The sequence below is a fragment of the Nitrosococcus watsonii C-113 genome (assembly GCF_000143085.1).
In the GTDB taxonomy this organism is placed as follows: domain Bacteria; phylum Pseudomonadota; class Gammaproteobacteria; order Nitrosococcales; family Nitrosococcaceae; genus Nitrosococcus; species Nitrosococcus watsonii.
In genome coordinates this window covers 805,001-823,606 of record NC_014315.1, presented here as the reverse complement: position 1 = coordinate 823,606, position 18,606 = coordinate 805,001, and the positions used below count along the sequence as shown (strand labels likewise).

Here is an 18,606-nt window from a genome sequence, read left to right as displayed (position 1 = left end):
CTATGAATACAAACAACCTCCTTGTGGACAACCAAAAGGTTATTCGCCTTATCCACTATTTGACCCATCTTGCCTCTCTTCGCTCAAAACCGATTCGAGATCTCACTGAATACGAAAAGGTTCTGTGGATATCAGACGTTCCCCATGAACGCGGCTGCTTCACAAGGGCATGGGGTCGAGATGAAGAACATGAACCGGATGAATGGCTGGCAGTGCAAAACCGGCGGGAACCAGAGTTGCCTATTGTTCCAGAACAATGCAAGGAATGGGTGAATCAAGCAACGCTTCGCGACAAGGACCACTTGCCCGAGCTTCGTCCCGAGATCATTCGGCAAATACAAAATCCACATTGGCGCGAAGAATGGGATCAACCAGCAACCGTCCCAATGATCGAACGTCTTGAGGAACACCCAGGCGTGCAACACGCATGGAATCAGTATCTCGAAAACGAATGGCTGCCGTGGATGGAGGAACATAATATATGGGAACAAATCCACAGCGTTTATTCGGCGCTTTTTGCTATCCATCAAGCGCAGCTTCGCCTGGGCGAGGAATATGAACTGGTGCTCGGTTTGGGGTTGCTGACCTGGCAGACGCCTACCGGGCAACGCGTTCGCCGGCACTTGCTTGCCGCCAATGCCCTCCTGGAGTTTGAAGCCCGCTTGGGTAGATTTACCGTCCGTCCTCATACGGAAGGCCCAGAACTGCGCCCTGAACTCGATATGCTCGATATCGAAGAACGACCGGCGCGGGCCGAGGAAACCGCAAAATCTTCATTGAGCGGAGCCGAAGACGATCCATGGACAAAAGAGCGCATCGACAGCGTCCTTCAAGCCTTGGTGCATTCCATTAACTCCCAGGGCACTTATGATGGCTCGCTGGAGATGAAAAACATCCGCGCTTCGGCAAAGCCCGTCGTGGAATATACGCCTGCCTTGATTTTACGAAAACGTTCCACCAAGGGGCTGACCGAGACTTTAGGACGCATTAAAAAGCAGATCGAAAACGATAAAAATGTTCCTGGCGAGTTCGCAGATCTGGCCGAAATTGGCGCCCGGAACGAATGGAGACCAGGCGATGGGCCGGAAGAGCTTTGCGCAACGTTCGATGGAGAAGTCTACTTCCCAAAACCATCAAACGATGAGCAGCGTCGCATCATTGACAAGCTCCGATCGGCAAATGGCGTTCTCGTGCAAGGGCCGCCGGGAACCGGGAAATCCCATACCATCGCCAATTTGATATGCCATCTGCTGGCCACCGGGCAACGTACGCTGATCACCGCCAAAACTCCACGCGCGCTTCAGGTTCTTGGGGAGCTAGTTCCCGATGAGTTGCGCCCGCTCTGCATTAATTTGCTTGGCGATGGCTCTGAGGAAAGACGCTCTCTCGAAGCCAGCGTTAGCGGCATTCTCCGAAAGAGTGAGGAATAGAAAAAGGAGGATGCTGGGCGGCAACGCGGGGAGCTTGAAACGCGTCTCCAGGAACTCCGCCAGGAGAAGGCGGAGATCAATCGCCGCCTCCACGCTATCCGGGAAGCTGAAACGCATCCACAATCCGTCGCGGAGGGAACCTATCGCGGAACGGCGGCCAGGATAGCTGAAGCCGTCAACAAGGATCGAAGCACCTTCGGTTGGTTTACGGATTCTGTACCTCTGGATAAGACATTGCAGATATCTGAATCGATCTACGCGAGATTCTGACAGCCTTGCGCCACTTCACGCCGGAAAAACGCGAAGAATTGAATTTTGTCTGGCCTGACGCCGCGCTGTCCTCGGAACGCTTTGCCCAGCTCGTGGGGAACGAGGCGAAAGCCAGCAAGGAAGAGCGTCTCTTAGCGGATAAGGCTGATGACCACGTGGCCGATCTGCTAGCAAACCATAGCTCCGCCACCATCGAAAATATTCGGGATGCGTTCGCTAGTTTTCAGGACGTTCGACGAAGATTGATGGCGACGAGCCATTCGTGGATGAAAGAGGCGCTGCGCGATATCTTGAGCGGCCATTCTTCTCTGTGGCGCGAGCTTTTTCGGGTTACGGACCACATTATTTCGGCAGTCGAAGGACTCGTTGCCAGCGCTGATAATACTAGCATCGAATTTCTTGAACCTATTGATGATATCAGAGTGCTGCATGAGGATGCCCGCAGGCTGAAAGAGCACTTGGAAAGTGGTGGAAAATTAGGCTGGGGGCCGATTCGGCCCAAACAGGTGAAAGAGCGGCTTTATGTAATCAAGTCGGTACAGGTGGGTGGACGTCCTTGTTCTACGATTGAGCATTTCTCGCTTCTTGCCGACGTGCTACACGTAGACATTGAGTGCGAGAAGGCATGGCAGTGCTGGACAGGCCAGAGCGACAAAATTCAAGGACTCTATGTGCTGCAACTGACCACGCTTAAGTCACTGCGTGGCGCGCTAGAAAAAGCCTTGTCGCTGCAAAGCATTATTGACAAGTGCCGTAACGCGGTACAGGCGTGCCCGGCACTGGAGGAACCCCTGTGGAACGACGAATCCCAAATTGAAAGGATCATCGCCTTGTGTCGCCTCGCATTGGCCCGTATCCGCAAGAGGCTTGCCGCCGCGGAACTCCAAGGCATTGAAACCCCAGTTTCTCAGATTGCCGCTACGGACAATGCGCATCCAGTCACCATGAATGTGTTAGGTGCAATTCAAGGTCGCGAGCGCGATGAATTTGCGCAGTGTGTAAGCAAAATCCAGGACTTGGAGAAACAGCGTCAATATCTGCTAAAACAGGATGAAAATCTCTCCAGACTCCGGTGGCTGCTTCCGCAGCTTGCCGATTGCCTGGAACGTACCTGCAACGAGCCCTACTGGGAGGAACGAAGCCGGCATATTGGCGACGCCTGGCATTGGGCGCAAGCACGGTGTTGGATCGAGGATTATATCAGGCAGGCAGACGTTCCGGCGCTCGGCAAACGCGTTAAACAGATCGAAGATACCATTAATGACATTATTGCAGAGCTTGCCTCGCTTCATGCCTGGTCCTTCTGTTTCTCGCGGCTTACGGAAAGCCACCGGCGCCACATGGGGGCTTGGCAACAATCTATGGGACGGCTTGGTAAAGGAACCGGAAAGCATGCGCCGCATCATCGCCGCGAGGCCCAGGGGCATTTGCATGAATGCCGCGAAGCAGTTCCAGCCTGGGTGATGCCACTTCATCGGATCTGGGACATGGTGTCACCTACGCCAGGCATGTTCGATGTAATTATTGTTGATGAAGCGTCACAATGCGGTTTCGAGGCGCTGCCATTACTTTATTTGGGAAAGAAAGTAGTGATCGTTGGCGACGATAAGCAGATCAGCCCGGAGACCATAGGCTTGTCTCGCGATACAATACATTGCCTGATGGAGGAGTTCCTTTACGATTTCCGCTTCAAATCGTCATTCGATGTTGAAAGTAGCTTGTTCGATCATGGAAAATTGCGCTATGGGACACAGCGGATTACGTTGCGCGAGCATTTCCGCTGCATGCCAGAGATCATTCGATTCAGCAACGATCTTTGCTATTCGGATACGCCTCTTATTCCCTTGCGGCAATATAAGCCAGACCGCTTACCGCCTCTTGAGCACGTGTTCGTGCCTGGAGGGTATCGTGAAGGTTCTAACAATCGTACGATTAACCGCCCAGAAGCCGACGCCATTGTTACTAGAATCGCTGAGTTATGCGAGGACAGCCGATATGACAGCAAGTCAATGGGGGTAGTCGTGCTTCAAGGAGAAGCACAGGCAACATTGATTGAGGGTCTCCTCCTCGAGCGGTTGGGCGCCGAGGAGATGGAACGGCGTCGCTTAATCTGTGGCAACTCTTACAATTTCCAGGGAGACGAGCGCGACATTATGTTCTTATCCCTTGTTGCTGCCGCCAACAAGCGCATCGGCCCTCTTACTAAACCAGCAGATAAAAGGCGCTTCAATGTCGCGGCCAGCCGTGCCCGCGACAAGATGATTCTTTTTTACTCTGTCACCGTTAACGATCTCAGAGCCTCTTGCTATCGGCGGCGGTTGCTTGAATTCTTTGCAAACACGCAGCCACAACAAATTGCCGGCATCGAGCGAGATGAACTGGAGCGGCGGGCGGCCCAAGATAATCGGCGCATCGTGAGTCCTCCCGTGCCCTTTGACAGTTGGTTCGAGGTTGAGGTTGCCTTGGAACTGCTGCGGAAGGAATTCCGCATTCTTCCCCAACATGAAGTTGCAGGCAGACGGATTGACCTGGTGGTTGAAGGTGGACAAGCGCGCTTGGCGGTCGAGTGCGACGGAGATCATTGGCATGGCGCTGATCGTTATGAAGCCGATATGCAACGCCAGCGGCAATTGGAACGATGCGGCTGGGAGTTTTTTCGCGTTAGGGAATCAGCCTTCTACGCTAATAAAGATGACGCGCTGGCAGGACTCTGGCGTATGTTAGAGGAGCGAGAGATTTTCCCTAGCCGACAGCATAAGGATTTAGATCCCGAAATCGATATGGAGAAAGAGGATTGCGACGAACCCCATAGCGAGGCTTCCAAAGCTGACCATGCACGCTATTCGTTAAATAATCTGGAGAAAAGTATCCATTCATCAGGCCGCCGAGCGGAGGAGATAACCCCATCGGAAATAGAGAATGCGATTCTGCAAGCTTTGTGGGAGTGTCCGAATCAATCATGTACGCTGGACTCACTTACTGCCCGCGTGCTCAAAGAGGTGGGCGTGCGAACACGGGGAAAACCTTGGAAGGCATTTAAACGACGTACACTACAGAGTGCCAGCCTCCTTGAAAGGCGTGGCCGCATAGAAACTTACAAAGCAAAGAACCAGCGGCTGAGGCTTGTGCATCAAGAAACAGCCTAACAAGGTGCTTTACCGGCAACCATTACGCTACGCTGCATTGCCGCCGGTGAGTTTAAGGGCTCTTTAGTTTGGCCATTGAGCTTGCGCAACTTCTGTTTAGACCCGGACCAGGCCGGCCCAAGTGAACGCTGACAAAGGCTATGGCCCCTATGCTAGCTACGTCGTGCGGTCAATACTTATACTATTTATAGCTCACGCAACTTCCGGCTGTCATTATCACCGTTCCCTCCCAGTTTTGCCACCCAGCGCCGCCACTCTCCTTTGCGATTATTCACGCCTGCTATAATTGACCCAACCATAAAAACGCTATCCTCTAACCGAGGGTTTTAGTCTGCGCTTGCCCAGGTAACGAAATTTCTAGTCCATATATTATTTAGTATATCGCTGACCATAAAAGCTTCTATATATGCCAGCAAATGACCCTCAGAAACCCCATACACCCATGATGCAACAGTATCTGCGGATTAAGGCAGAATATCCCGCTACCTTGCTGCTGTACCGCATGGGGGACTTTTATGAATTATTCTATGACGATGCTCAACGCGCTGCGGAATTGCTGGATATTACGCTGACTAGCCGCGGGCAGTCAGCCGGCGAGCCCATCCCCATGGCTGGGATTCCCTATCATGCATTGGATTCCTATTTGGCAAGACTGGTTCGCCAAGGGGAGTCGGTAGCCATCTGCGAGCAGGTAGGCGATCCGGCAACAAGCAAGGGTCCCGTGGAGCGTCAAGTGGCGCGAATCATCACTCCAGGAACGGTGACTGAAGAAGCTCTCTTGGAAGCCCGCCGGGATAATCTGCTGGCCGCGCTCCAAAGAGAGGGGGATGTTTTTGGCTTTGCCGTGCTTGATCTTTGCAGTGGGCGCTTTAATATTTTAGAAGTAGCTAGTGAATCGGCGACTATCAGCGAACTGGCCCGCATTCGGCCAGCGGAACTTTTGGTGAGCGAAGACCTGGCGCTTACCCTGGTCGATTCCAAAACTGACGCGGTGGTGCGGCCTTTGCCTCCCTGGCATTTTGATAGGGAAAGTGCCCAGCGCCAGCTATGCCAGCAATTTGGGACTCAGAACCTGGCCGGTTTTGGCTGCGAGGAAATGAAAACCGCAATTGCCGCCGCCGGATGCTTACTGCATTATGTTCAGGATACCCAGCGCGCCCACCTTCCCCACATTCACGCGCTCCAAGTAGAGCGCCAAGAAACCAGCATTATTCTGGACCCCAGCACCCGGCGCAACCTGGAATTAGAAGAAAGCCTGAGCGGCCATTCAAACCATAATACCTTAATCGCGGTGCTGGACCGAACGGCAACCGCCATGGGTAGCCGCCTGCTACGGCGCTATCTCCACCGTCCTCTGCGAGATCAAACCCTGCTCAAACAACGCCAACAGGCGCTGGCTGCCCTCCTAGAAGGAGGACTGACCGATATTTTACAAAAATTACTTCGAGGAATAGGCGATATTGAACGCATTCTCTCCCGCGTAGCCCTGCGTTCCGCCCGCCCGCGAGATCTCGTCCAGCTCCGGCAAGCCTTGGGGCTATTGCCTAAAATCCGAGAGAGCTTGTTGCAGTTAAACAGAGACAGTATCTTACTTCAGTCGCTACAAGAAGATTTGGGTCCCTTTCCCAAGCTCCATGAGCTGCTACAACGGGCTATTTGCGAAAACCCGCCGGTGCTCATTCGAGATGGCGGGGTCATCGCTCTCGGTTTTGACTCCGAACTGGATGAATTGCGGCATTTAAGCGGCAATGCTGGGCAATTTTTAGTAGAATTGGAGCAGCGGGAACGGGAACGCACAAAAATCCCGACTCTTAAGATAGGCTACAACAAAGTTCATGGCTACTATCTTGAGATCACGCGTGCTCAGGCTCATCAAGCGCCTCCTGACTATATCCGCCGCCAGACCTTAAAAGGAGCGGAACGCTACATTACCCCGGAATTAAAAGGCTTTGAAGACCAGGTATTAAGCGCCCGGGAACGGGCGTTGGCGCGGGAAAAAGCCCTTTACGAGGGGCTGTTGGAACAATTTATGGAACCGCTTCCCGCTTTGCGCGCCTGCGCCAATGCCTTGGCGGAGTTAGATGTTCTCCATAACCTAGCCGAGCGGGCTAAAACCCTAGAGTATGTGGTCCCCCTATTGAGCGATCAACCAGGGATATTGATCGAAGAGGGCCGCCATCCCGTGGTGGAACAAACCTTAGAGAATCCTTTTGTGCCTAATGATCTGACTCTCCAGGAAACACGGCGGATGCTGATCATTACCGGTCCTAATATGGGAGGAAAATCTACCTATATGCGCCAGACGGCCTTAATTGTCCTGCTCGCCCATATTGGCAGCTTTGTACCCGCCCGCCGGGCTGTCATCGGCCCTATTGACCGGATTTTTACCCGTATTGGCGCAGCCGATGATCTTGCCGGGGGACGCTCCACCTTTATGGTGGAAATGACCGAGACCGCCAACATTTTGCATAATGCCACCCAGTACAGTTTGGTCCTGCTGGATGAGGTTGGCCGGGGCACCAGCACTTTCGATGGCCTCTCTCTCGCCTGGGCGGTGGCCTCCTACTTGGTAAACAACGCGCGTTCCCTAACGCTATTTGCAACCCATTACTTTGAACTCACCGCTCTTCCCGAGCATCTTGACGGCGTGGCTAACCTTCACCTTACGGCAACCGAGCACAAGGAACGTATCGTTTTTCTCCATGCAGTGAAAGAGGGACCCGCCAGCCAAAGCTATGGTCTTCAGGTAGCCGCGCTGGCGGGTGTTCCCCAGGAAGTCATTGCCCAAGCGCGGCAGCGGCTTATGAAATTGGAAAGTAATGCTGAGCAAAAATCCACCCATGGAGACGGCGCTCAACTAGACTTGCTTGCGCTCTCCGCAGAGCATCCCGCCGTTCAAATACTACGGGAGTTAGATCCAGATGAACTCACTCCCCGGCAAGCTTTAACGAAACTTTACGAACTCAAACAGCTATTAGACCTCGCTGGTACCCGCTAGAGAGGGCTAATAGCTATTAGCTACAGCAACTTGCCCCTGCGCCGGAACTTCCCTTATGCACTCCCCCTTTGGTTTCCCGCGCAGGCCGCAGAGTCCCCGCAGGCGCGCACCAGGGCGTCGGTTCTTGGAGCGCGACTGGAGAAATACCAATAAAATCATCTTTATAAGGACCCATCGTCAAAAAATAAAAGGTGCGCTCACAGACGGCAATACGTTCTCCCCGTGGGAAAACATGACCTTCTTCATCATAGACTTGAGTATAGGGACCTTTATAAATCACTGCTTGGCCTCTATCCATGCACTCGACGCCTTCAAGCTTAACGGCAGTAAGAGTCACGGAGCGAAATTCGATGCCTTCTACTACCTGCCAAGGCTGAGATTCCCATTTATCGTAACTTACCGCCATGAAACCGGCCGCCACGAAAGCATCAAGGAATGCTTTCTCTTGAAAAGCCCCGGAAATACAACCAGACCACAGTTTCGGATCATTACGTAAATGCTGGGGAACCTCCTCATCGCTAATAATGTCGGAAATAGCTACCCGCCCACCTGGGCGCAATACCCGGAAAATTTCCGCAACCATTTGCGCCTTTGCCCCTTCATCCACTAAATTCAATACGCAATTGGAAATTACCAGATCCACCGAAGCATTGGGAATCAGCGGACTTTCCTTGCGTTGCCGGGCTTTAAAAGCCTCCAAGCGAGCTAGATCCTGACTGCCACTTACCGGATTCGCGGATAAATAGGCATCTACGGCACTTAAGTCCAAGGCCAAATCTTGGAGCAATCCCTTTTTAAACCCGACCCGATCACTACCTAACCGCTTCGCCATCTCGGCTTGATATTTTCGGGCCAGGGCCAGCATATCGTCATTCATATCCACGCCTATCACCCGCCCTTTGTTGCCCACGAGTTGGGCTGCGATATAGCAGACTTTACCACCACCACTGCCGAGATCGAGCACCACATCCCCTTCCCGAACATAGAGGGAAGGATCACCACAACCATAGTCTTTATCAATGATCTCCTGGGGCAGTATCCGCAGCGACCGTGAATCGTACTCCACCGCGCAGCATAACCCAACCTGGCGCGCCTGGGCACCTTCTGAATATCGTTCTAAGACACTAGCTTGCTGTGACATCGATACACCCCTTAACTATTTTAAAAAGGAAACGGGTAAAAAAAGACAGCGCAACTCATCTACCTATCTCTGTAGGCTAAACCAAATAGCGCTACAATTCAGTAACCGCATTAGCCTAAAGCTCCACTGCAGCTACTACCCTGCCCGGCGCTGCAACCATAACAATGATCTGCGATGGCGATGGGATTGCCTGCCAAGTCTACCTCCATGAGCTGGGAAAGATGAAGTCTGGATTTACCAGCATAGACCAGTGATAGGCCAAGCATTTGGTTAAAGTCGCAATCATAAACATATCCTTGCCAATCAACACTAATAAGTTTTCGGCACATCACCGAAGCCAGGTTTTCCGCTTGGTGGGCCTCCCGCAGCAGGGCCATATATTTTCCAAATATCCCCTTGGAAACAAGCATACTGCCAAAACGCTGAATCGGCATATTAGTTAGGCTAAATAAATTATTAAAAGCAATTCCATAACGCTCTCGAAGCTGGCGTTTATATTCCGCTTCTAATTTTCCTTGAGGAGGGGGTAACGTAGCTCCCTGTGGGTTATAAACTAAATTGAGCACCAAAGCTGAATTCTCATCGCCATAGCCCAAACAATTAAGTGCTTGCAAAGCGCGGATACTTGCCTCAAACACTCCCCGTCCCCGCTGTCGGTTAACATTCTCTTCTAAATAGCAAGGCAATGAAGCCACTATTTCCACTTTCTGGTCCGCTAGGAATTTAGCTAAGTTTCCTTGTCCCGGTTCCTCAAGGATAGTCAAATTACAGCGGTCAACCACGCGAATGCCTAAATCTCGCGCCCTAGTAACAAGATCCCGAAAGTAGGGGTTAAGCTCTGGCGCTCCCCCCGTAAGGTCAAGAGCAGTCACATTAGACGCTTGCAAAAAAGCGACTACCTGTTCAATAGTCTCCTGAGTCATAACCTCCTTACGATGCGGGCTTGCACCGACGTGGCAATGAACACACTGTTGATTGCAGCGATAACCAAGGTTAACCTGCACCGCTTCCAGATTTTTACGCTTCAAGGCAGGAAAATCCGTAACTTGCAATAAAGGTAGGGTTGCGTGCATTAAACTATCTATATGCCTCTTACTTCGGCTAGGGTGATTTATTGTTTATTTTTGCTCTTGAAGGTTTTTTTACTACATTATCTCGAAGGTAGACCGGCAGTGCTTGTTCCGCCATTACGCTCTCGCCTCGAACAAAAGCAGCGGCAGCAAGTCGAGCCGTTGCGCTAGCACGAGGGTAATGCTCTACTTCCCAGCCATCCACTCTTCTACCAAGACGCGCACACAGCTTATCTTTATAAACCCCCCAGCCGGTGCCCGCACCAAACCACCCCTTCCCCGCCACCAAGGGAACAGCTTCAGGAATACAAACTTGCTCACTATCCATCAGCCGAACCAAACCCTCTGCCTCTCGCTCATAGACGCCCCAGTAGATTTCGCCCATCCGGGCGTCGATCGCAGCCAGTATCTTTTTTTCTTTACAGAATTGGGCGAGAGCGGCCAGAGAAGAAACTGGTACTACAGGCAAATCACGGGCAAAAGCAATCCCCTGCGCTACGCTAGCGCCAATACGGACACCAGTAAAAGAACCAGGCCCCTGTCCAAAAGCTAGAGCATCAATGGCACCCAGAGAAACTCCTGCCTCTGCCAATAATGCCTCTAACATATCTAAAATAAGATCTGAATGACCTCGAGGGGCAACCACAAAACGCTCGCAGATTTGATCAGCCATCAGCAGAGCTGCAGAGCAAGCTTCTGTCGAGGTATCGAGGGCCAATAATTTCATACTAAGCTAAGCTACAATGAGCTATTCTCTCTAAAATAAACCTGGAATTATATGTTTCCAATAAGAAACCCCAGCCCAACTTCGACTTTACCAGTAACAACCATTGGCTTGATAGGAATCTGCATCATAGTCTTTCTATGGGAATGTTCATTAAGTTCAAGGGAATTTGCACAAGCTGTCTATCACTTTGCGGTTACTCCCGTATTTTTTCTAAATAAGATAACACCGGCTGATAGCCCAATACCTATCCAACTTACTCTTATTACTTCCATGTTTCTTCATGCTGGTACATGGCATTTAGCCAGCAACCTACTATTTCTCTGGATCTTCGGAAAGACAATTGAAGATGCTACTGGACATGTTCGCTTTATTATTTTTTATTTTCTATGTGGAATTATAGCAATAATGCCATATATTCTTCTAAATCCTGCTTCCCAAAATCCTATCATTGGTGCAAGTGGCGCTATTTCAGGCGTATTAGGCGCTTATCTCCGATTATTTCCCCATTCCAGAATCGTCGCTATTTATCTACGGGGGATTTATCCTACTCTTGGTCAAGTACCAGCAGAATGGGTACTTATATTCTGGTATGGACTGCAACTCCTATACGGAATATCCGCCGACACCGAGCAAACAGCCGTGGCATGGGAAGTCCATTTAAGTGGTTTTACTGCCGGCATGCTCTTCGTGCCTTTGTTTTATCGTGCAACAAAATCGACTTGAGAGAAAATTTGATCACTATTTAATGGAGTCCGGCTCGATCTACTTGAGCGCCTCAGAGGCCCGCTGCCAACATTGGAGCGAACGGTACAGTGGGAGGTATTCCGAAAAATACTCGGATCGATCTATCGGAATGGTGATCCACGTCAAGGAGGGCATCCTCCTTTTGATGCAGTGCTGAGGTTGAAAGTTCTTGTGCTGCAGCATTTCTACATCTCTCGGATGATCAGACTGAATTCCAGCTCCGGGATCGCTACAGTTTCTGTCGTTTTCTTGGTTTGAGTTCTGAGGGGAAGGTGCTAGATGCCAAGACGATGGGGGTATTTCGGGGGGAGAGGCTAAAGAAGCTCGAACTTGTCGATAAACTTTTCACCGAGGTGCTACGCCAGATTGATGCAGCCGGTTTCACTGCCCACAAGGGAGAGCTCGTAGATGGAGCCATTGTTCCGGCACCCGAGCGGCGCAACAGCGGGGATGAGAATGCCCAGATCAAGGAGGGAGAAACTGCCGAAAGCTGGCGTGATGCCAAGGCGGCGCAGAAAGATGTTGATGCCCGCTGGACCAAGAAGCAGAGGAGCTGTTGGATGAGAACAATAGCAGCGGAGATGTCGGAGCAGATGCGGCCTATCGCGACCCAGCAAGGGAAAAGGAGCTACCAACGGCGAACTATCGAAGTCATATACACCGGAAGGGAACCCGAAAACGACCGCTTAATGAGCGGGAAAAAGCTGCCAATCGAAAGAGATCGAAGGTGCGGGCACGGGTAGAGCATGTGTGTGTCCAGCAGTCGGATCGTTTGATACGGACTATTGGCCAATCCAGGGCCGAGGTTAAGATCAGAATGATGAACTTAGTTTACAACATGCGCCGTCTGGCGTGGTTGGCTGCTTGATCAGTGAGAAATAGAAAAGAAAGGGCACGTCGCTGTGAAAATCATCAGGGTAGCTGGTAAGCAATAAGTTCGCTGGGTCGGTGCTCGGCTTTTTAGAAGCTCCCTAGAGATAATTTAAAGATCGAACCATTTTTAAGTTGAATGAAAAACATGCTTTTTTTTTCATGCCCTATTGCTTTGCCTTAAAAGCTGTCCTAGATCTTAACGAGAGCTTTTAACTCAGCATCTAAGAGCGAGTTTTACGCCAAAATAAAAATATTTAAGAGGAAGAAAGGCATGAAGCAATCCCATAATGGGAGAACCCCTAAGACGAGGGCAGTAGTAATCATTCCATTCCTGATGAGCATTACATTATTTTTTCCACCAATAACTTCTGCAGAGCAATCTACTTCTGCACTAGAAAAACGGGTCCAACAGATGGAAGAAGAGCTACAGAGGCTACGTGGAGAATTAATGCGTACTCAAGCAGAAGCCAGAGATCCTGAGCAGCAGGTAGAGCAGCTTGAAGAACGGGTGACAAAGGTAGAAAGAATAAAGACCTCGCAAGATGAAGGTCACATGCTTTTCTTCCGAGGCGGTTATACCGAACTGAATGACCCCCGCACCGGGCAGGTGCTCACCGATCTAGGAACTAGCGCCAACAACGATGATAATGGCTGGTACGTGGGTGGTGGTTTTGATTTTCTCTTAAGCGACGACGTTTGGGGACTATGGGATGGCGCATCAATACTAGCTGAGTTAGGTTTGGAGTATAAACATTTCGGCTCACGATCCCAGCCCACAGCACTCTCCGTACTCGCAAAGCCCTCTCCAGAAACTGGAAATACTGAACTCACGATGCTAACCGTAAGCGCCTCACCTAAGATCAAGTTTACGCAGTGGGGGAAATTTCAGCCCTGGATTATCCCAGCCGGACTCGATATCCATGTGATTAGCCCGCCTTCCGATCCGGTAACAGTTTTAGATATTGGCTTCCAGGTTGGCGCAGGTGCTGAGTACACGATCTGGAAGGCATTAAAGGTAGGCGTTGATGGCCGATGGCACTGGACCGATGACCAAACTTTTACTGATAATCAATTCTGGACCGTTGGTGGGTACCTCGGCGTTGGCTTTTAAAGAATGTCTTAGAGATATTCGGGGAGGGGTATATATCCTTCCTCCTTTTTTAAAGGTATTCTAGTGAGAGGCAGCTATTTTAACGGCTGACTGATCCGCAACTCCGGCTGTTAACCGCTTATTATTCCGTGCTCGTACTAATTTCCAATAACCAAAGAGATTGGTAGAAGTAATATCAATGACTTCCAGATCGGTTTCTTTCACAAAAGAATCTAAACAAAGATCCGGGTGGAATCCAAGAAATCGAGAAAGAGGTGAAAGTAAATGTTCCATTCCAGCAAGCACTGGATTGGTACTTTGAAAATGATTCAGTATAAAAAGCTCTCCGTCCGGTTTGCAGACGCGCTTTAATTCATCGACTAATCGCCCAGGGTGAGGGACTACAGAAGCCACATAGGTCGCTGTAACCTTATCGAAGCTATTATCAGGGAATTCCATATATTCGGCATCCATCACTCGTAGCTCGACTACATTTTCCAACCCTAAACGCTTTTTCCGAGCATCTGCTCGCTCCAACATCTCAGGGGAAATATCAATTCCCGTTACCTGGACAAAAGAAGGGTATAGCGGCAAAGAAAGGCCGGTTCCAACGCCCACCTCCAGAATTCTATCACCCGGTTGGCAGGTTAATCTTGCAATGTTCTCCTTGCGTCCCCGTTGCATTATCGGCCCAAACCAGGTGTCATAGAGGGCTGCATAGCGTTTATAAGCTTTTTGCACCGCTTCAATATCCAAACGGGAACGTTGTCTTTTTTCTTCTTTAGAGAAGCCTTCCAATTGGCTAGCTGTATTTTTTAAATGATTAGGCTTATCGGTTGTTTTTTTCATAAGAATTTGCAGCCTCTTTATTTATTTGCTGAAAAACCAGTTCCCCCAAAATAAAATATTAGGTCCTCATAACCATTTTTTACCGCTCATCATTATAACTATAGTCCATTGATCATCAGTCGGCGCATTTGCTTATAATTTAATATGAGTTAAAAGTTTACTGCGTAAATAATTCAAAAAATAATGTGGCAGAAGGTTTACCTAAAACACGTATTGTATTAACACACCTCGCTAGGGTATATTTATAATCCTTAAGCTTTTCTCAAACCCAGGTAAATAATACTTTACTTGGTTTCTAGCGAGAATTCTGTCGCTTTAAAGACGCTTGTGCAGCTATAATAAATGGTAGCAATATTTATTTACGGAAGAAACTTTCTATAAACTTCTATGTAAGGCGACAATTATGCCATGATAAATATTTGGAAGCTGGCCAGCGCAGAGGGCAATTTTTAAGGGGTAGGGGCTGCATTGAGCAGCATTAAGTATAAACTATATAATTCATGATAAATTACAGAGCTATGGCACGATGCTTAAGTTTAGCGCTAGTGAGATTCATTCAATTTAGCGCTCTAGTATTTTATATTTATATTATGTTCGTTTACATAGGGGCACTGTTTCTTATACCCCTTGCAGGCATTTATCATCTATTTAATATTCTGAATTTTTTTGGACTGCATGCTTTTTTTGCTATTGTAATTGCAACAGCAGTAGTGGCAAGTATCATATACCTTGGTTATAAAATTCCAAAGTTTTTCCTTATTATTAAGGATTTTGGCTCAAAGATCGTAAGCTTAGGATTTAATCAAATCAAACAATTTAGTCAAGTTGCTGAAGAGATAAAGAGCCTTCCCATAAAGAACACTAACATCTCAAACTAATCCCCCTCATTTTTTGGCTTAATTAAAAAGAATGCTGTAGGGAGAGATGTAATAAAGATAGACGTTGGCCCCCCTCGCACACAGCAAAAATGGCTGTACGAACAGAAAGATGGCACGCTAGAGCTATTTCTAGCGAAAAAGGAAAGCCCCCAGCGGGAGTTATCCCGCTGGGGGCTTCTATTTAAGGCGCCTGGCAGTGACCTACTTTCACATGGGTAATCCCACACTATCATCGGCGCTGAGCAGTTTCACTTCCGAGTTCGGAATGGGATCGGGTGGGACCTACTCGCTATGGCCACCAGGCAAAAAAGAGAAGTCTCTCTAGGCAACACGCCCAACTCGCTTGGGTGTTATATGGTCAAGCCTCACGGGCCATTAGTACGGGTTAGCTTCACACATTACTGCGCTTCCACACCCCGCCTATCAACGTTGTCGTCTCCAACAACCCTTCAGGAACCTCGTAGGTTCAGGGAGATCTCATCTTAAGGAAGGCTTCCCGCTTAGATGCCTTCAGCGGTTATCCCTTCCGGACATAGCTACCCGGCAATGCCACTGGCGTGACAACCGGAACACCAGAGGTCCGTCCACTCCGGTCCTCTCGTACTAGGAGCAGCTCCTCTCAAATCTCCAACGCCTACGGCAGATAGGGACCGAACTGTCTCACGACGTTCTAAACCCAGCTCGCGTACCACTTTAAATGGCGAACAGCCATACCCTTGGGACCTGCTACAGCCCCAGGATGTGATGAGCCGACATCGAGGTGCCAAACACCGCCGTCGATATGAACTCTTGGGCGGTATCAGCCTGTTATCCCCGGAGTACCTTTTATCCGTTGAGCGATGGCCCTTCCACTAAGAACCACCGGATCACTAAGACCGGCTTTCGCCCCTGCTCGACCTGTCCGTCTCGCAGTCAGGCACCCTTTTGCCTTTGCACTCACTACGCGATTTCCGACCGCGCTGAGGGTACCTTCGCGCTCCTCCGTTACCCTTTGGGAGGAGACCGCCCCAGTCAAACTACCCACCATGCACTGTTCCCGACCCGGTTAACGGGCCTAGGTTAGAACTCCAAACATGCCAGGGTGGTATTTCAAGGATGGCTCCACGCAATCTAGCGATCACGCTTCATTGCCTCCCACCTATCCTACACAAGCAGGTTCAAAATCCAGTGCAAAGCTATAGTAAAGGTTCACGGGGTCTTTCCGTCTTGCCGCAGGTACACTGCATCTTCACAGCCAATTCAATTTCACTGAGTCTCGGGTGGAGACAGTGTGGCCATCGTTACGCCATTCGTGCAGGTCGGAACTTACCCGACAAGGAATTTCGCTACCTTAGGACCGTTATAGTTACGGCCGCCGTTTACCGGGGCTTCGTTCAAAGGCTTCGCCTTACGGCTGACCCCATCACTTAACCTTCCGGCACCGGGCAGGCGTCACACCCTATACTTCCTCTTACGAGTTTGCAGAGTGCTGTGTTTTTAATAAACAGTCGCAGCCACCTGGTCACTGCAACCCCTTTCAGCTCCAGCCGCAAGGGCCTTCACTTACCGAGGGCACACCTTCTCCCGAAGTTACGGTGTCAATTTGCCGAGTTCCTTCACCCGAGTTCTCTCAAGCGCCTGAGGATTCTCACCCCACCCACCTGTGTCGGTTTCGAGTACGGTCCGCTATAACCTGATGCTTAGAGGCTTTTCCTGGAAGCAGGGCCTCAACCACTTCGCCTCCTTTAAGGAGGCTCGTCATCACGCCTCGGAATAGGCGCTCCCGGTTTTTCCTAAGAGCGCTCCCTACACGTTTGAACCGGGACTTCCAACACCCGGCTAGCCTAGCCTTCTCCGTCACCCCATCGCAGTTATAACAGGTACCGGAATATTAACCGGTTTCCCATCGACTACGCCTTTCGGCCTCGCCTTAGGGGCCGACTCACCCTGCGCCGATTAGCGTTGCGCAGGAACCCTTGGGCTTTCGGCGAGGGGGCCTCTCACCCCCTTTATCGTTACTCATGTCAGCATTCGCACTTCCGATACCTCCAGCATGCCTCTCAGCACACCTTCAACAGCCTACGGAACGCTCCCCTACCGCGCAAATTCCCCTTAAAGAGAATTCGCACCCGCAGCTTCGGTATATCGCTTGAGCCCCGGTACATCTTCCGCGCAGGCCGACTCGACCAGTGAGCTATTACGCTTTCTTTAAAGGATGGCTGCTTCTAAGCCAACCTCCTGGCTGTCTTCGCCTTCCCACATCGTTTCCCACTTAGCGATAATTTTGGGACCTTAGCCGACGGTCTGGGCTGTTTCCCTTTCCACAACGGACCTTATCACCCGCTGTGTGTCTCCCATGATTGCACTTCCCGGTATTCGGAGTTTGCCTCGGTTTGGTAAGGCTAGACGCCCCCCTAGCCGAAACAGTGCTCTACCCCCAGGAGTGATACATGAGGCGCTACCTAAATAGCTTTCGGGGAGAACCAGCTATCTCCGAGCTTGTTTAGCCTTTCACTCCTAACCACAGCTCATCCCCTGATTTTTCAACATCAGTGGGTTCGGGCCTCCAGTGGGAATTACCCCACCTTCACCCTGGCCATGGCTAGATCGCCCGGTTTCGGGTCTACTCCCAGCGACTACAGTCGCCCTGTTCAGACTCGGTTTCCCTTCGGCTCCCCTTTCTCGGTTAACCTTGCCACTGAAAGTAACTCGCTGACCCATTATACAAAAGGTACGCAGTCACACCCCTCAAGGTGCTCCCACTGCTTGTACGCATACGGTTTCAGATTCTCTTTCACTCCCCTCTACGGGGTTCTTTTCACCTTTCCCTCACGGTACTCGTTCACTATCGGTCGGTAGGGAGTATTTAGCCTTGGAGGGTGGGCCCCCCCTATTCAGACAGGATAACACGTGTCCCGCCCTACTCAATTTCACTCGTAAGACCCTTTCGTGTACCGGGCTATCACCGTCTATGGCCGAACTTTCCAGATCGTTCCACTAGGCTCTTACCAGCTTTTGGGCTGTTCCCCTTTCGCTCGCCGCTACTCAGGGAATCTCGGTTGATTTCTCTTCCTCTGGGTACTTAGATGGTTCAGTTCCCCAGGTTCGCCTCGACACCCTATTTCATTCAGATGCCGATAACCATCTCACAATGGCTAGGTTTCCCCATTCGGATATCTCCGGATCAACGCCCGCTTGTCGACTCCCCGAAGCTTTTCGCAGACTACCACGTCCTTCTTCGCCTCCTACCGCCAAGGCATCCACCGTATGCGCTTCTTCGCTTGACCATATAACCCCAAACAACCTGGGCTATAACGCCATTCCATATAAACCACACAAGCTCTCCGCTCATGCGCCTTCTTCTCTTAAACTTCCCCTCGTTTTTAAAGAGCATTCAAGAGAGTAATTACT

The 18,606-nt window shown here is 50.4% G+C and carries 9 protein-coding genes, 2 rRNA genes and 1 pseudogene; 6 read left to right on the top strand and 6 right to left on the bottom strand.

Going from position 1 to position 18,606, the window contains the following annotated elements; all coding sequences use genetic code 11:
* Positions 1–2 precede the first annotated feature (2 nt).
* The 3 genes from NWAT_RS17270 to mutS all read left to right on the top strand — a co-directional run bounded on the left by NWAT_RS17270 (position 3) and on the right by mutS (position 7,844).
* Positions 3–1,430 (top strand): AAA domain-containing protein, encoded by a 1,428-nt coding sequence (locus NWAT_RS17270; RefSeq protein WP_232420201.1) that lies wholly within the window; start codon positions 3–5, stop codon positions 1,428–1,430.
* A gap of 308 nt (positions 1,431–1,738) precedes the next feature.
* On the top strand, positions 1,739–4,846 hold the full coding sequence (locus NWAT_RS17265) for an AAA domain-containing protein (RefSeq protein ID WP_232420200.1): 3,108 nt from the start codon (positions 1,739–1,741) through the stop codon (positions 4,844–4,846).
* Positions 4,847–5,252: 406 nt separating this feature from the next.
* Positions 5,253–7,844, top strand: coding sequence for a DNA mismatch repair protein MutS (mutS, locus tag NWAT_RS03865; RefSeq protein WP_013219845.1), 2,592 nt, complete (start codon positions 5,253–5,255; stop codon positions 7,842–7,844).
* Positions 7,845–7,860: 16 nt separating this feature from the next.
* Here the strand turns inward: mutS and NWAT_RS03860 are convergent, their stop codons facing one another.
* The 3 genes from NWAT_RS03860 to tsaB form a co-directional block, all read right to left on the bottom strand.
* A complete protein-coding gene (locus NWAT_RS03860) occupies positions 7,861–8,985 on the bottom strand; it encodes a methyltransferase domain-containing protein (protein WP_013219844.1) in 1,125 nt (374 codons plus the stop codon).
* A gap of 110 nt (positions 8,986–9,095) precedes the next feature.
* Positions 9,096–10,058 carry an arsenosugar biosynthesis radical SAM (seleno)protein ArsS gene (gene arsS, locus NWAT_RS03855; RefSeq protein WP_013219843.1) on the bottom strand — a complete coding sequence of 321 codons (963 nt, stop codon included), beginning with the start codon at positions 10,056–10,058 and terminating at the stop codon, positions 9,096–9,098.
* 28 nt (positions 10,059–10,086) lie between these two features.
* Positions 10,087–10,782 carry a tRNA (adenosine(37)-N6)-threonylcarbamoyltransferase complex dimerization subunit type 1 TsaB gene (gene tsaB / locus NWAT_RS03850; protein WP_013219842.1) on the bottom strand — a complete coding sequence of 232 codons (696 nt, stop codon included), beginning with the start codon at positions 10,780–10,782 and terminating at the stop codon, positions 10,087–10,089.
* 51 nt (positions 10,783–10,833) lie between these two features.
* Between tsaB and NWAT_RS03845 the strand changes: the two genes are divergently transcribed.
* The 3 genes and pseudogenes from NWAT_RS03845 (at position 10,834) to NWAT_RS03835 (ending at position 13,510) form a co-directional block, all read left to right on the top strand.
* A complete protein-coding gene (locus tag NWAT_RS03845; RefSeq protein WP_013219841.1) occupies positions 10,834–11,505 on the top strand; it encodes a rhomboid family intramembrane serine protease in 672 nt (223 codons plus the stop codon).
* Positions 11,506–11,762: 257 nt separating this feature from the next.
* Positions 11,763–12,269, top strand: a pseudogene (locus NWAT_RS17960) (hypothetical protein); the annotation flags it as partial.
* Positions 12,270–12,847: 578 nt separating this feature from the next.
* Complete coding sequence (locus NWAT_RS03835; protein ID WP_232420199.1) at positions 12,848–13,510, top strand: porin family protein; 663 nt, start codon at positions 12,848–12,850, stop codon at positions 13,508–13,510.
* A gap of 60 nt (positions 13,511–13,570) precedes the next feature.
* Here the strand turns inward: NWAT_RS03835 and NWAT_RS03830 are convergent, their stop codons facing one another.
* From NWAT_RS03830 to NWAT_RS03815, 3 genes are all read right to left on the bottom strand, one after another.
* A complete protein-coding gene (locus NWAT_RS03830; RefSeq protein WP_013219839.1) occupies positions 13,571–14,338 on the bottom strand; it encodes a class I SAM-dependent methyltransferase in 768 nt (255 codons plus the stop codon).
* 1,066 nt (positions 14,339–15,404) lie between these two features.
* A 5S ribosomal RNA gene (gene rrf / locus NWAT_RS03820) occupies positions 15,405–15,519 on the bottom strand.
* 51 nt (positions 15,520–15,570) lie between these two features.
* A 23S ribosomal RNA gene (locus NWAT_RS03815) occupies positions 15,571–18,482 on the bottom strand.
* Positions 18,483–18,606: the final 124 nt, after the last annotated feature.